The following is a 17,705-nucleotide window of genomic DNA, read 5'->3' on the forward strand; positions in this document are numbered from 1 at the left end:
CAGGGGCCGTTCGAGCAGATGATGCCGTCATCGAGCTTGTGCACGCTCATGTCGGGATCGACCCGGTAGAGCGCGCCGTTGGCGCCCTCTTCCATCGTGTCCATCGAGCCCGCGAAGAACCGGCCGCGCCGGTCGCACTTGCCGTCGTTGATGCGGTTCTGGTCCTTGCCCGCTTCGGGGTCTTCCAGCAACTCGCAGTCGCCGGTGGCGAAGTCGAGCAGCCAGAAGCCCTTGTCGAGCGAGACGATCGCGCCCTCGCCATCCTTGCGGAGCGCCATCGAGCCGATCTTGCCGGGCACGTCCCAGGCGCGGATCTCGGTGCCGTCGGCGGTGCAGCGGAAGACCCGGCCATCCATCGAGTCGATGAAGTAGAGGCGCTGCTGGTCCACGTCCCAGACGGGTCCCTCGCCGAGGGTCGTCTTCACGTCGAGCAATATGTCGATCTGCATGGTCTTTCCTCCCTGTTCCAGACCTGTTCAGAAATTCACCCGGTCGCCGCCCTTGAGGGCCAGCATCTCGCGCGCCTCGTCGGGGGTGGCGACCTTGAGGCCCAGCCCCTCGACAAGGCGGCGGGCCTTGTCGACCTGCTGGGCGTTCGATTCCGCCAGCTTGCCGCGTTCGATCCAGATGCTGTCTTCCAGCCCGACGCGGATATTGCCGCCCATCGAGACGGCCTGGGTGGCGATGCGGAACTGGTCCTTGCCGGCGCCGAGGACGGACCAGCGGAAATCGTCGCCGAACAGCCGGTCGGCGGTGCGTTTCATGTGCATCACGTCCTCGGGGTGGGTGCCGATACCGCCGAGCAGGCCGAAGACGGATTGCACGAAGAAGGGCGGTTTCACCAGCCCGCGATCGGCGAAATGGGCGAGGTTGTAGAGGTGCGAGATGTCGTAGCATTCGAACTCGAACCGGGTGCCGTTGCCGTAGCAGGTTTCGAGCACGTACTCGATATCCTGGAAGGAGTTGCGGAAGACGAGGTCGCGGGAGTTCTCGAGATGCTCGCGCTCCCATTCGTGCTGGAACTCCTTGTACTTGGCCAGCAGTGGGAAGAAGCCGAAATTCATCGAGCCCATGTTGAGCGAGGCGACCTCGGGTTGCCAGTGGGCGGCGGGGGCGGCGCGTTCGTCGACCTTCATGTAGGGCGAGCCGCCGGTGGTGATGTTCACCACCGCGCCGGTGGCCTGCTTGATGCGCGGCAGGAAGCCGGCGAAGGCCTCGACCGACTGGTCGGGGCGGCCGGTTTCGGGGTCGCGGGCGTGCAGGTGGAGGATGGCGGCCCCGGCCTCGGCCGCGCCGATGGCGGCCTCGGCGATCTCGTCGGGGGTGATCGGCAGGTGCGGGGTCATGGTGGGGGTGTGAATGGCGCCGGTGACGGCGCACGAGATGATGACCTTGTCGGGGGACGGCATGTTCAGTCTCCTATGTCCTTTGCGGCGCTGGCCTTGTGGGCGGCGAGCGCCATAAGCCGCCTGTCGCGCCACGCCTGGCGGCGGCCGAGCGCCTCTTCCGGCAGGGCCGCGCGGCGGTCTGCCTCGATCTTGTCGAGCACTTCCCCGGCCCAGTCCACCCCCGGCTGGCCGGCCATGTCGGTGTAGATGCCGGCATAGCGGGCGACGTAGTCGCGGATGCCGCCGGGGGCGTTGAGGTCGATGGTTTCGAACGGGCCGATGAAGGACCAGCGCAGGGCCAGCCCCTCGCGCAGGCCGATATCGACATCCTCGGCGCTGGCATAGCCGGCCTCGACCAGCCGGAACGCCTCGTGCAGGAGGGCGCCCTGCAGGCGGTTCATGACGAAGCCGTCCACCTCGCGCTGCATGACGATGGGGCGCATGCCGGCGGCGCGGAGCATGGTGGCGGTGCGCTCCATCAGGGCCGGATCGGTCCAGGGGGCCGGAACCAGTTCGGCGGCCGGGACGAGGTAGGCCGGGTTGATCGGGTGGTTGACCATGCAGCGGTGCCGCCCCTTGAGCCCCTCGGAGATGGCCGAGGGCAGCAGGGCCGAGGAGGAGGAGGCGAGCACGGTGTCGGGCGCGGCCAGGGCGTCGAGCCGGGCGAAGATCTCGCGCTTGACGTCGATCCGCTCGAAGGTGCTTTCCTGCACGTGTTGGACGCCGTCGAGCGCCTCTTCCAGCGTCGCGGCGGGGGTGATGCGGGCGAGCGCGTCGGCGGCGGTGCAATCGATGAGGCCGAGGCGTTCCAGTACGGGCAGCATCTCGGCGGCGAAGGCGCGGGCGGCGGCGGGGGCGTCGGGGTTCTCGTCCCAGAGGCGGACCTGATGGCCCGCGCGGGCGAAGACGATGGCCCAGGCGCGGCCGATGAGCCCTGCGCCGATACATGCGACGGGTGCGGTCATCCGAGTGTCTCCAGGTTGCCGTCGACGGGGAAGGATTGCCCCGACAGGTTGCGCCCGGCGTCGGAGATGAGGAAGGCCACGATATCGGCCACGTCGTCGGGCGGGGTCATGCGGCGCAGGGAGATCTGCCCGATATATTCGGCTTTCATCTCGTCATGGGAGACGCCCTTCTGCTCGGCTCTCCTGGCGATGACGTTCTCCATCCGCGGGCCTTCGATGATGCCGGGCAGGATGGCGTTGACGCGGATGTTGTCGGGGCCGAGTTCCTTGGCGAGGCTTTGGGTGAGGCCGATGACGCCCCACTTGGCCGAGGAATAGGGCGTGCGGAAGGCATAGCCGAAGCGGCCGGCGGAGGAGGACATGTTGACGATCGCCCCGCCGCCCGCCTGCTTGAGCAGGGGGACGCCGAAATGGGCGCAGAGGAACTGGCCGGTCAGGCAGATGTCGAGGCAACGGCGCCAGTCGGCGGGGGTGATGTCCTCGACCCCGCCGGTGGGGCCGGCGATGCCGGCATTGTTGACCAGCGCGTCGAGCCCGCCGAGCGTGTCGGCGGTCTGGCGGAAGAAGTCCTCCATCTGCGCCTCGTCGGAGACGTCGGCGGGGAGGGCCAGCTCTGCGTCCAGTTCCGCCTTGGCACGGTCGAGCGCGCCGGGGTCGACATCGCAGATGGCGAGCCGCGCGCCCTGGGCCTTCAGTTGCCGGGCGATGCAGAGCCCGATGCCCGCCGCCCCGGCGGTGACGACGATGCGCTGGCCGGCGATGCCGGGAAGGGTCAGGGTGTCGGTGGTTGGCAAGGTTGTCTCCTTTACTCGCGAAGGGCCAGCACGGCCGCGAGGATGACGAGGCCGAAGAACACGGACCGGAAGGCGAAGGGCAGTGCCGTACCGGCCAGAAGGGTCTGCATGGCGGTGAGCAGCAGCGCCCCACCGACCATGCCGAGGTAATGCCCGCGCCCGCCGGTGATGAGCGTGCCGCCCACGACGACCACGGCGATGGAGGGCAGGAGGTAGTCGTCGCCCATCCCGAGGCTCGCCTGGCCCGAGAAGCCCGCCAGCAGGATGCCGACGATGGCGGCGCAGAGGGCCGAGAGGATGTAGACCGAGACGATCACCCGCCCGGTGCGCACGCCCGAGAGGCGCGCGGCAAGTTCGCTGTTGCCGACGGCGTAGACCCGGCGGCCGAAGGCGGTTCGGCCGAACAGCAGAAGGGCGAGGATGACGAAGATCGCCAGCCCGAAGATAATGGGGGTGACACCGGCGATCTTGCCGGTCATCAGCCAGCGCAGCGCCGGCGGGGCGAAGCCCGCGGGCGTGCCGCCCGACCAGAGCAGGGCGGCGCCTTGAAGGAGGCCGTTCATCGCGAGCGTCACCACGATCGGCGAGAGGCCCAGCGCCACCACGCCCAGCCCGTTCAGGAGGCCGATCACCACCGCCACGCCGAGGACCACGGGCAGCGCCGTCCAGAGGCCCATATCGGTGCCGCCCACCAGCCCGGTCAGCAGCACGCCCGAGAGCGCAATGCACCATGGCAGCGACAGGTCGAGCCCGCCGGTGAGGATCACGGCCCCCTGCCCCAGCGCGAGGATGGTCAGGAAGCAGGACAGCACCAGCAGTGAATCCCAGTAGCGCCAGCCGCTGAAGACGTTGCCCAGCACGATCTCGGTCGCGATCAGCACCAGCACGAGGCAGACGAAGCTGGGCAGCACGTAGCGCATGGTGTGGCCGTGGCGTTGCAGGAAGGTGGGGCGTGGGGCGGCATCGGCCGGCCGGGTGAAGGCGAGGCGCCGGTCCTCGCGCGGGCGCTGGGAGACGAGCCAGCCCTTGCCGCGTGCCCGAAGCGCCTCGGACAGGTCGCGCAGGCGGTGCGACAGGGTGCTGTCGCGCGAGAGCGATCCGGCGAGGACCGCGATGAGCAGCACCGCGCTTTCCGCGATGGTCGAGTAATAGGCCGAGATGTTGAGCGAGAGCAGCAGGTTGACCACGATCATCAGAACGTAGGCGCCGATCAGCGTGCCGATCACCCCGCCCTTGCCGCCGCCGAGCCGCGTGCCGCCGATCACCACGGCCGCGAAGGTGGGCAGCAGCAGGGAATTGCCCACCAGCGGATCGCCCGAGCCGGTCTGGGCGCTGACGAAGACGCCCGCGAGCCCGTAGAGCCCGCCCGCCAGCACGTAGGTCAGGAAGGTCGTGAGCCGGGTATGAAGGCCGGTGGCGTGCGCCGCCTCGGGGTCGCTGCCCACGGCGTAGAGGGTGACGCCGTAGCTGGTGCGCTTGAGCCAGAGCCAGAAACCCGCCAGCACCAGCAGCAGGGTGATGGGCGCGGGCAGCAGGCCGGGGATGGTGTCGCCCAGGTAGACCGCGCCGAGCGTGGGCGAGACGAAGCCGCCGGGCATGTCCATCACCAGCAGGGTGAGCCCCTGCACGATGAACATCACCGCCAGCGTGACCACGATGGGCTGCAGTCGCATGACCGCGACGAAGAAGCCGTTGACCGCGCCGACGCCCATGCCGATGGCGATGCCTACCGCCGTCCAGAGGAGGACCGAGGCCTCGGGGTTCATCGGGTCCATCGAGGTGGCCAGCACCGCGTTGACCAGCGAGACGACCGCCCCGGCCGAGAGGTCGAAGCCGCCGGAGAGGATGACCAGCGTCTGCCCCGCCGCGGCGATGGCCGTGGTGGCGCCGCCGCTGGCCATGAACGAGATGTCGAAATAGCTGAGCGGATAGGGGCTGAGCGAGGCGCTGACGGTCATCAGCAGGGCGAAGACCAGCGCCGCGACAACGACGGCCTGTCCGCGCCGGGCGAGGCGGAGCCAGCGGGGGGCCCCTGCCCCGTTTGCATACTGCGATGAGGTGGTATCGGTCACGTGGCGGCCCCCGTTCCTTCAAGTTCCTGTGCCTGGCGGAGGACCATGGGATCCTGCCCGCCGAGCATCGCTTCGAGCACCGCGCCCTCGGTCAGGGCGTCGCCCTCGAACCAATCGGTCAGGCGCCCTTCGTAGAGCACGCCGACGCGGTCGCACATGTGGACCAGTTCGGGGATCTCGGTGGAGTGGAACAGCACCGATCCGCCCGCATCGGCGTAGTCGCGCAGGAGCTTGTAGAGCTGGGCCTTGGTGCCGACGTCGATGCCGCGGGTAGGATCGAAGAGGAGCAGGATGCGGCTTTGGGCGACCAGCCACTTGGCGATCACGATCTTCTGCTGGTTGCCGCCCGAGAAGGCGCCTGCCGGCAGGTGATGGGCGCGGGCGTCGACATCGACCGAGTCGAAGGCGCCGGCGGCGGCGCGGGCCTCGGCCGTGCCGTCGATGAGCGGGCCGCGGTGGAAACTGGCCAGCACCGGCAGGGTGACATTGGTGCGGCCGGTGAGCTTGAGGAAGAGGCCTTGGGTCTTGCGGTCTTCCGGCACGAGGCCGATGCCGACGGCGGGGTCGAGCGCGTCGGCGGGGTTGCGCAGGTGCAGCGGCGCGCCGTCGAGCTCGATATGGCCGTGGCGGAGGTTCTCTTCGCCGAAGAGCGCGGAAAAGAGCGCGTCCTGGCCCATGCCCTGAAGCCCGGCGATGCCGAGGATTTCGCCCCGGTGCAGGGCAAGGTCGGTCTCGCGCAGCTTGGGCCCGGCCGAGAGGGCGCGGGTGGCCAGCACCGGGGTTTCGCCCGCATGGTCGCTTGCGGGGCGCAGTGGCGGGAAGGCGTTCTCGACCGAGCGGCCGATGATCATCTCGACCACCTCGGCATCGGTCACGTCCTCGACCCGGGCGGATTGCACGGCCTTGCCGTTGCGCAGGATCGTCATGGTGTCGCAGAAGGCGCGCACCTCGGGCATGCGGTGCGAGATGAAGAGCACGGTTATGCCGGCGGCTTTCGCATCGGCGATGATCCGGCCGAGCCAGTCGACATCCTCGCCCGAGAGCGCCGAGGTGGGCTCGTCCAGCAGCAGGATCGAGGGCTTGCGGAAGAGCGCGCGGGCGATCTCGATCTTCTGGCGGGTGGCGAGGTTCAACTCGCCCGCCAGCGCGTCGAGGTCGACGGCGAGGCCCAGATCGGCGAAATGGGCGGCGACCTGGCGGCGGATGCGGGCGCGGTTGAGCGTGCCCAGCGCCGTCCACGGCGCGCGGGGCAGCAGCATGTTGTCGAGCACGGTCAGGTCGGAGACGAGGGTCAATTCCTGGAACGCGGTCTGGATGCCGACGGCATGGGCGTCGCGGGCCGAGTGCAGCCGGACTTCGTTCCCGGCGATGCGGATGGTGCCGGCATCGGGGCGCACGAGGCCCGAGAGCAGCTTCATCGTGGTCGACTTGCCCGCGCCGTTCTCGCCCAGCAGGGCGTGGACGGTGCCGGGGGCGACCGTGAAGCTGACCTCGCTGTTGGCGATGGTGGGGCCGTAAGTCTTGGTCAGGCCCTCGACCTCGACCGCGGGCACACCGGCGGGAGCGGACGACATGGCGTCTCCTGTTCGGTCGTCGGAAAACGGGTGAGCCCGGCGGCGGGACGGGCCGCCGGGCGAGGTGGGTGTCGCCTCAGTTCTCGGCCTGGCCGACGAGGGCGGCGTTCAGGCCGAGCTGCGGCAGTTCCTCGGAGAAGATCGAGGCGAACCAGCCGGGGTTGGAGACGAGCGAGGGCTGGAAGGCGTTGCAGCCGGCCTTCTGTTCGTCCCAGCTGCCGGTTTCGCACAGCATGATCGTTTCGTTGGTGACCAGCGGCAGCGGCAGGGTGGTGTGCTTGTCCACTTCCTTGCCGTCGAGCACGTCGACCGCCAGCTTCAGCGCCAGCGCGCCGGAATAGGGCGGCGAGGCGTAGGAGATGCGCGGCGCGCCCATCGGCTCGTAAGGCGAATTGGCGCCCTCGACCTCGGTGCCCGCCGGCAGCATCTGGATGCGGCCGCCGTTCGAGCCTTCGCCGGCGCAGGGCAGCAGGTTCTCGGGCGAGCTGCCGCTTTCGATCTGCATGGCGTTGGCGGTGTAGCAGCCGACCTGCATCCACAGCCCGTCGATATCCGACCAGTCGCGGGTGGCGAGCAGCTTGTTCAGCTCGGTCCGGGCGACGGCCTGGCTCCACATGCCGACGGCCTCGCCGACGATGTTGATTCCTTCGTGCTGCGAGAAGACCTCCTTGGCGGCGGCGGTGCGGGCGGTGTCGACCGAGGTGCCGGGCACGCCGGTGACCACGATGATGTCGCCGCTGCCGCCAAGCTGTTCGACCAGCCATTCGGCCGTGGCGCGGCCCGCTTCCGTCTGGTCGATGGTGACGTTGTAGGCGCAGGGCTCGGTGATCTCGCCGTCATAGGCGATGACGGTCACGCCCCGGTCGCAGGCGCTTTTGACGACGCTGTTCAGCGCGGTGGGCGAGATCGGAAAGACGACGATGGCGTCGGCGCCGGCCTGGACCATGGCGTTGATCTGCTGGATCTGGCGCTGGGCGTTGGGGCCGGCGACCTGGACCTGAAGGTTGACGCGGTCGGCATAGTCGCTGCTGCCGGCCAGCGCCTTGACCATGTTCGAGGCCTCGGCCTGCCAGTCGTTCCCGATATAGCTCATCGAGAGATAGACGTCATAGGGCTCGTCCTGGGCCAGTGCGCCGGTCGCGGCCATTCCGGCGAGACCGAAGGCCGCGCCCGTCAAAAATTTCTTCGCAAACATATTTCCCTCCCATAGGTGGCGGCGTCTCCTTCGCCGCGATCACGAATCCACGATCCAATATCTTTGATCAAAAGTCAAAACATGTTTTAATGGCCCCGAGAAGGCGCTACTTCTCTGCGGTCAAAACAGGTGTGTTCCATGTTCGAAAGCCTTTCCCCCGTCAAACGCGAGACCCTGCAGTCGATCGTGCACGGCCGGCTGTGCGATCTGATCCTCGAAGGCGAGCTGGCGCCGGGGGAATCGGTAACGGTGGCCAGCATCGCCAAAGCGCTCGACGTCAGCCCGATGCCGGTGCGCGACGCGATCTCGCGGCTGATGGCGCTGGGGGCGCTGACGGTGGTTTCGGGCCGGTCGATCGGCGTGCCGCGGCTGGGGCTCGAGGAGCTGGACGACATGCTGCGGGTGCGGCTTGAGATCGAGGCGACGGCGGTGCGGTGGGCCGCGGGGAACGTCGACAAGGCCTTCCTAGGCGCGCTGGAAACCGTGCTGGAGAAGATGGAGGAGGCCGAGAGGTCGGACCGGGTGAAGGATTTCATCCGGTCGAATTACGACTTTCACTTCACCATCTACCGGCAGGCCGCTTCCCCCCTGCTGCTGCAGTTGATCAGCAATATCTGGCTGCGCATCAACCCGCATTTCCACCTTTTGCACCGGCACGGCCATTACCGGGTGTCGAACCGCCAGCACCGGAAAATGTTCGAGGCGTTGCAGAATGGCGACGGTGAGACGGCGGTGGCGGCCCTGCACGAGGACATCGAGAGCGCCTACAAGGTGATCTCTGCCACGCTGAGCGAGGGCGACGCGACGGGGTAACCCTGGCGTACGGGCTGGCGGGACCGGACGTCCGGGTGTCCGGTTCGCGCAAGTTTCTGCCGGAAGTTGCGAGCTGCCACAATCTCTCCACATTCGGATGAGAGCCATGGGAGCGGTAACGATGATCGCCGTCACCCGGCGGTGCCCGACAGAAATGGAGGACACGTGGTTATGTTCAGCCGAGGACCGGCCTTCCTGCTTGCCGCAGTGATTGCCCTGCCGATCCAGCCCGCGATGGCGGAAACCAGCGTTTCGATCGAAGTGGTCCGGGAAGTGGAGACCGAGGAGGGAGAGCGGGAGCTTCAGCCGGTCGAGACCGCCGTGCCGGGCGAGCCGCTGATCTACCGAATCGAGCTGGAGAATACCGATCCGGTGCCCGCCACCTCGATCGGGTTGTCGCTGCCGCTGGACGAGAGCCTTGCCATCGACCCCGAGTCGGTCTCGGCGGAGACGGATATCGGCGTGGTCTTCTCGGCCGATGGCGGGGAAAATTTTGCCGAGTTCTCGGAGCTGTCCGTCGAAGAGGGCGGCACCGAGCGGCAGGCGCAGCCGACCGACCTCACGCATATGCGCATCGAGATAGAAGAGATCGCCGCCGAAAGCACGATCGCGGTCGAGTACGACGCCGTCGTCCGCTGACACGCCCGGCCCCGCGCCCGCCTGACAACGAGCCCAGGAACCGAACATGCCACTTACTCACATCCCAAGAGCGCTTGCTGTCGCGGCGCTCCTCTCCCTCACCGGCGGCGCCGCACTGGCCGCCGGCACCGAACCCGGCACCAGCGTGTCGAGCACCGTCAGCATCTCGTATTCGAGCGGCGGCACGACGATCACCCAGGACGACGCGGCCAGCGTCGAGTTCGTGGTCGACCGCAAGGTCGACTTCAGCTTCCAGGGGCAGGATGCGGGCGGCACCGTGCTGGCCGACCAGGGCGCTGCCGAGCAGGTGATGGTGTTCCGGCTGGAGAACGAGGGCAATGACAGTTCCGGCTATGATATCGACGTGGCGAGCGCCGGGGATATCGGGCTGACCCATGACCCCGCGGGGAGTGGCGAGCCGGGGACCTATTCGGTCTATGTCGGCACAGAATCGGACCTCGCGCCGGAGGATGCGGTCTATGACCATGACGGCACCACGACGATCGGCGACCTGCCGGCCGACGCGGTGCGCTTCGTCAAGATCGTGGCGCATGTACCGGGCGACGCGAGCGACGCGGCGACGGATACGTTCGACGTGACCGCGACGGCGCTCAATGCCGGGACGAATACGGTCACGACCGAGGTGACCGGCCAGGGCCTTCAGGGGATCGACACGATCTTCACCGACCCCGGCGAGGACGGCACGGAACAGGCGACCGAAAGCTACGTCATCCAGGCGCCGCAGCTTACCGCCGACAAGACCGCCGCCGTGGTGTCGGAGAACCTGTCGGGCGATTTCGACTGTGGCGGAGGCGCCGCCGAAGCCGGGGCCGAGGCCGCCGTGCCGGGCGCCTGCGTCGAATACGTGATCAGCGTCAGCAATGCCGAGGAGGCCAGCACCGACGCCGTCAACGTGACCATCACAGACGAATTGCCCGAGGGCATCACCTTTGCCGGGATCGCCGCGAATACCGGGTTCGACACGGTCAACGAGGCCGGCGGGACAGTGACGGCCGAGCTGGCCGCCCTGCCCCCCGGTGCGACCGCGAGCGTGCGCATCCGCGCGACCGTCAACTGAACCCTGACCCGACCGACCCGCCGACCAGACCGAAGACAAGCCGGAGGACACCATGCCACGCGACACCCGCTTTCTGCTTTCGGCGGCCGCGATCCTGAGCGCCCTTGCCCAGCCCGCCCTTGCCGCCGGCGCCCCGCCGGGCGAGATCGTCTCGAACGCGATGACGCTGAGCTACGACACCGGCGGCGACACGATCACGCAGGAGGAGGTCGCCGAGGCGAGCTTCACGGTGGACCAGCGGCTGTCCTTCACCTTCGCCTCGCTCGACGAGGGCGGGACGGTGAACGTGGAACCGGGCGCGGCGGCGCAGGAGATCCGGCTCATTCTGACCAACACGGGCAACGAGGCGGTGCCGTTCGACATCAATGTCGCGGCGGTGGCCGACCAGCTTGGCCTGACGCTCGACCCCGCGGGGGGCGGCGAGGAAGGGACCTATTCGGTGTTCCTGCTCGACGAACCCGGCGGCACGCCGGTGGCCTATGACCCCTCGGGCGTGGTCTCGACCGGGCCGATCCCGGCGGACGGCTCGCGGATCGTGGTGATCCAGGCGGCCATTCCGCGCAGCGCTGGCGATGGCGCGCTGACCTCCTTCGAGGTGAGTGCCGCGCCGCTGACGCCGAATGGCGGCGGGACGCAGGGCGCCGTGCGCGGACAGGGGCTCGACGCGGTGGATATCGTCTATGCCGACGAGGGCGAGGATGGCAGCGAGCTGAGCGAGACGAGCTACCAGGTGCTGGCGCCGCAGCTGACCGCCGCCAAGGACGTGGTCGTGGTGTCGGAGAACCGGTCGGGCGACTTCTCGTGCTCGGGCGGATCGCCGGACCCGGAGGCGGAGGCATTCATCCCGGGCGCCTGCATCGAATACACGATCACGCTCAGCAACGCGCCCGAGGCCAGCAGCCCGGCGACCTTCCTTCAGTTCAACGATACCCTGCCCGAGGGCGTGACCTTCGACAGTGTCGCGGTCAATAACGGGTTCGACGAGCTGAATGTCGAGGGGGCGATGATCAGCGGCGCGGTGGCCACGCTTGCGCCGGGCAGTTCGGCCTTCGTGCGGATACGCGCCACCGTGGATTGACATGCCGAAATGCCCTGCATCGTTCCGGATAGCGGCGACGGCCCTTCTGATCCTTGCGGGCGCACCGCAGGCCCAGACGCCTGACCAGACCCTGGCGGGTGGCGAGATCACCAACCGCGCGGTGATCGAGTTCGGCACGGGCGACATTCCCCCGATCGAGGCGGAAAGCACCATCACGGTGGTTGCGCCGGACCTGCCGGGGGAGTTGTCGGCCTATCGCGTCTCGGGCGCCGAGGCCGGCGCGGTGGAGCTGGACATCCCGGTGCCCGAATACAGCACGACCGCGCGGGCGGACGGCCCGTTCCAGCCGGTGCCGGATGCCGCGGAGGCCGCCCCCGCCGCCGAGTCCATGCGCAACCGGCTGGCCAGAACGGGCCGGGTCCGGGCCGGGGAGCAGGTATTCTTCGTGCTGGACGATCCGCTGATCAACAGTGATCCGCAGCGGCGCAATACGGCCCTGCTGGAGGTGCAGGATTCGGTGAGCGGCGATACCGAGGTGTTGCGGATCCACGAGACGGGCCCCGACACCGGGATCTTTGCCGGGGGGCTGTGTGCCTGTGCCGACATTGGGCGGACCGCCGACGGACGGCTGGCGACGCGCGAGAACTCGCGGATCATCGCGCGGGCCACCAATCCGCGGTTTCCCAACCGGCGGTTCGAGAACAGCGTCACGGTCGGCCCGGTCTCACCCACCGGGCGGGTGTTCGACAGCCGCAGCGGCACGGCGCTGGACGGGGCGCGGATCACCATCGTCAATGCCGATACCGGGGCGGTGGCGGATGTCTATGGCGAGGACCTGGTGTCGCCCTTCCCGTCGACCGTGACCAGCGGAGGGCGGCCTAGCGATGCCTCGGGGCAGAGCTATGATTTCCCGCCGGGGGGCTACCGGTTTCCCTATGTCGAGCCGGGCCGCTACCTGTTCGTTCTGGAGCCGCCCGACGGCTATGTCGCGCCCAGCCGGCTGACGCCCGAGCAGATCGGCAACACGGTCAGCGCCGAGGCGCGGGTGACCGGCGCCTCGTACCTTGAACCCTTCGACATCGCGCCGGGGCAGACGCTGCTGTACGACATCCCGCTCGACGGTGGGGCGATGCTGGATCTGACGCGCACCGGCTCGACCGACGAGGCCGAGGCGGGAGAGGCGTTGCGGTTCACGGTCACGGTTGGCGCGTCGGTGCCGGGCGATACGGAGGTCGATCTCGAGGACCGACTGCCGCAGGGGCTGAACTATGTGCGCGGGTCGTTCCGGATCGACGGGCAGCGGGCGCCGGGGCGGCTGGAAATGTCGGCGGACGGGCGCAGGCTTTCCATCGAGGACCTGACGCTGTTGCAGGGCGAGCGGCGGCGCGTCAGCTACCTGGCCCGGGTCACGCCCGCCGCGCCGGACAGGGGCATACTGACCTCACGCACCACCGCCTCGGGCGATGATTTCGCCACGCTTTCCACCGCGCACCGGCTGTCCATCGTGCCCGCCTTCGAGCGGGACGAGAGCGCCGTGCTGGGCCATGTGCAGGTGGGCTGCGGCCCGCCGCGCCGGGCCGAGCGTGACCTGTCGGGCATCCGGGTGATGCTGGCCAACGGGCGGTTTGCCGAAACGGACGCGCGCGGGCGCTTCACCTTCCGGGGGATCGTGCAGGGCACGCATGTGCTGGCGGTCGATCCGCTGACCCTGCCGCGCGGGTACGCGCCGGTCCTGTGCCGCAACAACACGCGGCGGGCGGGGTCGGCGGAGTCGATCTTCGTCGAGACGCGGGAAGGGTTCGTGCGGAACGTGCGGTTCTACATCCGCGAAACCGGGATCGCCGAGCCGCCTGAGCCGGAGATCGCCATGCCGCCGGGGATCGAGGCCTATGACGCGGATTGGCTGGACGCCGCGCCGCGCCGGACCGGGATCGCCTATCCGCCGGACAATCACCTGCCGCCCACGCGCAGCCTGTCGGCGGCGATCGTGCGGGGCAAGGGGCAACGGACGGAGCTGATCCTCAATGGCGAGCCGGTGCCGGAACTGTATCGGCGCCCGGCGATTGCCGGGGAGGACGGCGAGACGTTCCTGGAAATCTGGCGCGGGGCGGAGCTGGAGGGTGGGGTGAACCGGCTGCGGCTGGTGCTGCGGGATGCCAATGGCAACGTGGTAAAGGAGGAGACGCGGCGCATCCGGTTTGCCGACACGCCCGCCGGGCTGGAGGTGGTCGAGGAGATGTCGGACCTGACGACCGACGGGCGCAGCCGGCCGAGGGTGGTGTTCCGGGCGACGGATGCGGAGGGCACGCCGCTGCATCCCGGCGCGATCGTCACGGTGTCGGTGGCCCGCCCCTTCGCCTTTGCCGCCGACGAGCGGATGCATGACGCGCGGCAGGGGGCCGAGCCGATGCAGCGCACGACCGCCACGGTGGATCCGGACGGGTATTTCCGGATGCGTCTTGCGCCAAGCCGGCGGTCGGGGTTGGCGCGGTTCGCCCTCGAGGGGGCCGAGGAGCGCCCCACCGCGACGGCGCGCATCTCGGCGTCCGAGCGGCCGTGGACGGTGGTGGGGCTGGCCGAGGGGACGCTGGCGGGGAAACCGGTGGCCGACGCCATGGCCGACCCCGGCGACCGGCGCATCCTGTCCTTCGGTGACGTGGCCATCGACGGGCGGGCGGCGATCTATGCCGAGGGGGTGGTGAAGGATGACTGGCTTCTGACCCTGCGTTATGACAGCGCAATCGACCCCGACGAGCGGGATTTCTTCGCCGAGGATCCCGACCGCGACTACATCGTCTATGGCGACGAGAGCCGCGAGGGGGATGCCGCCAGCAGCAGGAGCCCGCTGTATTTCCACCTCGAGCGCGAGGGGATCGACCTGCTGTATGGCGATTTCGACACCGGGATCGGCAGTGACCGGCTGGCCGAATACACAAGGCGGCTGACCGGCGGACGGGCGATCTTCGAGAACGAGCGCCAGCGGCTGACCCTGTTTGCCGCCCAGACCAGCCTCGGCTTTGCCGAGGACCGGTTCGCCGCCGACGGCACGTCGGGGCCGTTCGACCTGCGCCGGTCGGATATCCTGCCGAACTCGGAAACCATCGTGATCGAGACCACCGCCCGGAACGACCCGTCGCGGGTGATCAACCGGGTCCAGCTGCGCCGGGGGTCGGATTACACGATCGACTACGTGGACGGGCGGATCTTCTTCTCCGCCCCGATCCTGTCGCGCACGCCGGAGCTGGACCCCAACACCATCGTCGTGACCTACGAGACCGAGACCGACCGGAGGAGCGGGTTCATCCTTGGCGGGCGGTACGAGGTGCAGGTGAACGACCGGCTGCGGGCGGGCCTGACGCTGGTGCACGAGGATGACATTGCCGATACCGACGGGGCGGGCCGGTTGCTGGGGGTCGATGCCGAGTACCGGGTGAGCGATACGCTGACCTTCGGCGCCGAGGTGGCGATGTCGCAGCAGGAGGCGTCGAACGTGCTGGGGGCCGGGCGGGAGGCCCATGCCGCCGAGATCACGCTGCGCTATGACGACGGGGCGAGCGTGGTCGATGCCTATGTCCGGACGGAAAGCACCGGTTTCGGGATCGAGAACATCGTCGAGGGGCCGCAGACGATCAACAGCGCCGGGCTGACGGCCAGCGTGGTGCTGGCCGACCGCAGCGAGGTGGACGAGGACGGCGAGACGCAGACCGATATCCTGCGCTTCGAGGCGAACGCGCGGACCGAGCACAATGTCGACACGCGCGAGACGCTGACGCTGGCCGAAGGGCTGGTGCTGCGCGAGGAGAACCGGCGGACGCGGGGCATCGGGCTGCGGTTTGCCGAGCGGCGGAACGCGCCCGACGGGCCGGACGGGCGGGCGCTGAAGGCCGTTGGCCGGTTGACTTATGAAAGCGAGGACGGGCGGTTCCGCATGGCCGCGGGACAGGAGGTGAGCCTGTGGGAGGAAGGCGGGCTGGCCGAGGCCGACCGGGGCACGCTGACGCTGCAATACGATGTCAGCGACAGGCTGACGTTGTGGGGCACGAACGAGGTGGCGCTGGGGCGGGATTTCCGGGTCGATATCCTTGCCGCCGGGGCCGATTACCAGGTCTGGGAGGGCGCGGTGCTGACGGGCGGGCTGGTCAACGCGATGACCCGCAGGAACGCGCAGACGGTGGGGCATCTGGGCCTGCGGCAGGATCTGGAGATGAGCGAGTACGCCACCGGCTACCTTGGCGTCGAGGCGCAGGATTCGCTGGCCGGCAACCTCGAGGATAGCGGGCCGTTGCAGCGCGCCGGCCTGACCAACCCGCGCCTGTCGGAGGGGTTCGTGGTCTACCGCGCGGGGTTCGAGCGGGTGACGGAGGCGTGGAAGGCCTCTGTCGATACCGAGCTGGGCTATACCGACGAGAACGACCATTTCCGCCTTCAGGCGCGGGCCACGACACCGCTGACCGCGAACCTGTCGATAGGGGCCTACGCGAATTTCTACCGCGCCTTGCGCGAGGACGGCACGCGGGAGCTGGACCACGAGATCCGGTTCAGCTCGGCCTGGCGTCCGGAGGACCGGCCGATCATCTTGCTGGAGCAGTTCGAGGTGATCCGCGAGCGCGACGAGATCGTCGACGAGACGCGGGTGGTCAATTCGCTGCTTTATACCGAGGAGCTTGACGAGCGGAACGAGGTGACCCCGCGGCACGGTCTGAAATATATCGAACAGTCCTTCGACGGCGAGACGGTGACGGATTTCCTTATGCTGGTGGGCGGCGAGTACCGGCATGACCTGACCGAGAAGTTCGATATCGGCCTGCATGGCGCGGCGCTGTGGTCGGCCGAAAGCGAGACCACCGATTTCTCGGCCGGGGTTTCGGTGGGGCTGACGCCGTTCAAGAATGGCTGGCTGTCGATCGGCTACAATTTCACCGGCTTCCGCGACGAGGATTTCAGCGAGAACGGGTACACCAACGAGGGGGCGTTCGTGCAGTTCCGGTTCAAGATCGACCAGGAGAATTTCAATGAGATTTTCTGAGGCGGTGCAGGGGCTGGTTCTTGTGGCGGCGCTGGCCCTGCCCGCCGGGGCGCTGGCGCAGGCCTGTGGCGCCGGGGGCGAGGCGCTGCGGGTGGACTGGTCGGATGCGGGCTGGAAGCGCGGCGGCCTGTCGAAAACGGTTCAGGCGGGCCGGGTGGATGCGACGGGCGACGGGCCGACCGAGCCGGTACAGGTCAGCGTCACCGGGTCGACCAACCGGCTGGAAAGCGGGTATCCGGCGGTCAGCTCCGAGTATACCGGCGGCCGAGGTGGTGGGGAGGAGACGCTGGCGATGCAGGTCGATTTCGGCAGCAACAGCCAGTCGATCACCGTCCAGTTCGATTTCGAAATGCCGGTGGACGGGCTGTCTTTCGACATCTTCGACGTGGATTTCCTGCCCTACCTGGTCTTCCAGCGGGGGTTTCGCGACGGGGTGACCATCACCGGCGTGACGGAGGATGGCGGCACGGTGAGGCCCACGCTGCGCTCGCCGCACGTGCCGGCCGGGCAGAACACCGCGTCGCGGGCGACGGTGTACCTGGGCGCGCCGCTGGCGGCGAACCAGGTGGTCGGCTACAGGGAAAACGCCGATGCAGGGTCGGATGCGGGCAACGTGATGGTGCGGTTTGGAGCGCCGGTGACGTCGGTGCGGCTGGAGTATACGAACGGCCTCTATGCCCCCTCCCCCAACCCGCAGGCGCAGGCGATTGCCCTGTCGGATATCGATTTCTGCGTGGCGCTGGCCGCCAACCTGGAGGCGACCAAGACGCAGGAGGTGATTTCGGAGTCGCCGCAGGCCTGTGGTGATTTCGGATCGCGCGCCGCCGGCGGGGCCGAGGCGGCGGTGCCGGGGGCCTGTATCGAGTACCGGATACGGGTGACGAATACCGGCGGCGGCACGGCGGATGACCTGACGCTGTCGGACGAGCTGGACGACAACCTCGTCTTTCGGGCGGCGCGGATGGAGGGGTTCGCTTCCGGGGGGCCGGGGTTCGGCCTGACGATGCCGGCGGCCGGGCAAGGCTGTGGCGGGGGGCAGTGCCGGGTCAGCCTGGCCGATGCCGCCCTGCCCGCCGGGGCGACGGGCGAGGTGGTGATCCGGGCGACTGTCGAGTAGCCGCG

Annotated in this window: 13 protein-coding genes; 6 read left to right on the top strand and 7 right to left on the bottom strand. The window is 68.8% G+C overall.

Features of this window, described 5'->3' with window-relative positions; all coding sequences use genetic code 11:
- The 7 genes from ACO07J_RS16420 to ACO07J_RS16450 form a co-directional block, all read right to left on the bottom strand.
- Positions 1-449: SMP-30/gluconolactonase/LRE family protein (locus ACO07J_RS16420; RefSeq protein ID WP_422030913.1), on the bottom strand; the 449-nt coding region annotated here is incomplete at its 3' end.
- Between the two features lie 27 nt (positions 450-476).
- On the bottom strand, positions 477-1,409 hold the full coding sequence (locus tag ACO07J_RS16425; protein ID WP_422030915.1) for a 3-keto-5-aminohexanoate cleavage protein: 933 nt from the start codon (positions 1,407-1,409) through the stop codon (positions 477-479).
- 2 nt (positions 1,410-1,411) lie between these two features.
- On the bottom strand, positions 1,412-2,353 hold the full coding sequence (locus ACO07J_RS16430; protein WP_422030917.1) for a 3-hydroxyacyl-CoA dehydrogenase: 942 nt from the start codon (positions 2,351-2,353) through the stop codon (positions 1,412-1,414).
- A complete protein-coding gene (locus tag ACO07J_RS16435; protein WP_422030919.1) occupies positions 2,350-3,147 on the bottom strand; it encodes an SDR family oxidoreductase in 798 nt (265 codons plus the stop codon). Before ACO07J_RS16435 ends, ACO07J_RS16430 begins: the two co-directional genes overlap by 4 nt.
- Positions 3,148-3,158: 11 nt before the next feature.
- Positions 3,159-5,219 (bottom strand): ABC transporter permease subunit, encoded by a 2,061-nt coding sequence (locus ACO07J_RS16440; protein ID WP_422030920.1) that lies wholly within the window; start codon positions 5,217-5,219, stop codon positions 3,159-3,161.
- The gene (locus ACO07J_RS16445; protein ID WP_422030921.1) at positions 5,216-6,793 is read right to left on the bottom strand and encodes a sugar ABC transporter ATP-binding protein; all 1,578 of its coding nucleotides are present in this window, start codon (positions 6,791-6,793) and stop codon (positions 5,216-5,218) included. Before ACO07J_RS16445 ends, ACO07J_RS16440 begins: the two co-directional genes overlap by 4 nt.
- A gap of 76 nt (positions 6,794-6,869) precedes the next feature.
- Positions 6,870-7,988 carry a sugar ABC transporter substrate-binding protein gene (locus ACO07J_RS16450; protein WP_422030923.1) on the bottom strand — a complete coding sequence of 373 codons (1,119 nt, stop codon included), beginning with the start codon at positions 7,986-7,988 and terminating at the stop codon, positions 6,870-6,872.
- Positions 7,989-8,126: 138 nt separating this feature from the next.
- On the opposite strand from ACO07J_RS16450, the gene ACO07J_RS16455 reads away from it, so the two are divergent.
- The 6 genes from ACO07J_RS16455 to ACO07J_RS16480 all read left to right on the top strand — a co-directional run bounded on the left by ACO07J_RS16455 (position 8,127) and on the right by ACO07J_RS16480 (position 17,700).
- The gene (locus ACO07J_RS16455) at positions 8,127-8,801 is read left to right on the top strand and encodes a GntR family transcriptional regulator (protein ID WP_422030925.1); all 675 of its coding nucleotides are present in this window, start codon (positions 8,127-8,129) and stop codon (positions 8,799-8,801) included.
- Between the two features lie 171 nt (positions 8,802-8,972).
- Positions 8,973-9,440 carry a hypothetical protein gene (locus ACO07J_RS16460; RefSeq protein WP_422030927.1) on the top strand — a complete coding sequence of 156 codons (468 nt, stop codon included), beginning with the start codon at positions 8,973-8,975 and terminating at the stop codon, positions 9,438-9,440.
- Between the two features lie 46 nt (positions 9,441-9,486).
- A complete protein-coding gene (locus ACO07J_RS16465) occupies positions 9,487-10,518 on the top strand; it encodes a hypothetical protein (RefSeq protein WP_422030929.1) in 1,032 nt (343 codons plus the stop codon).
- A gap of 52 nt (positions 10,519-10,570) precedes the next feature.
- Positions 10,571-11,596: a hypothetical protein gene (locus tag ACO07J_RS16470; RefSeq protein ID WP_422030931.1), complete on the top strand. Its 1,026-nt coding sequence runs from the start codon at positions 10,571-10,573 to the stop codon at positions 11,594-11,596.
- Position 11,597: 1 nt separating this feature from the next.
- Positions 11,598-16,583: a hypothetical protein gene (locus tag ACO07J_RS16475; RefSeq protein WP_422030933.1), complete on the top strand. Its 4,986-nt coding sequence runs from the start codon at positions 11,598-11,600 to the stop codon at positions 16,581-16,583.
- Positions 16,570-17,700 carry a hypothetical protein gene (locus ACO07J_RS16480; protein ID WP_422030935.1) on the top strand — a complete coding sequence of 377 codons (1,131 nt, stop codon included), beginning with the start codon at positions 16,570-16,572 and terminating at the stop codon, positions 17,698-17,700. Before ACO07J_RS16475 ends, ACO07J_RS16480 begins: the two co-directional genes overlap by 14 nt.
- Positions 17,701-17,705 lie beyond the last annotated feature (5 nt).

Origin of the sequence: Roseovarius sp., assembly GCF_965228755.1 — a bacterium.
Taxonomy (GTDB): Bacteria; Pseudomonadota; Alphaproteobacteria; order Rhodobacterales; family Rhodobacteraceae; genus Roseovarius.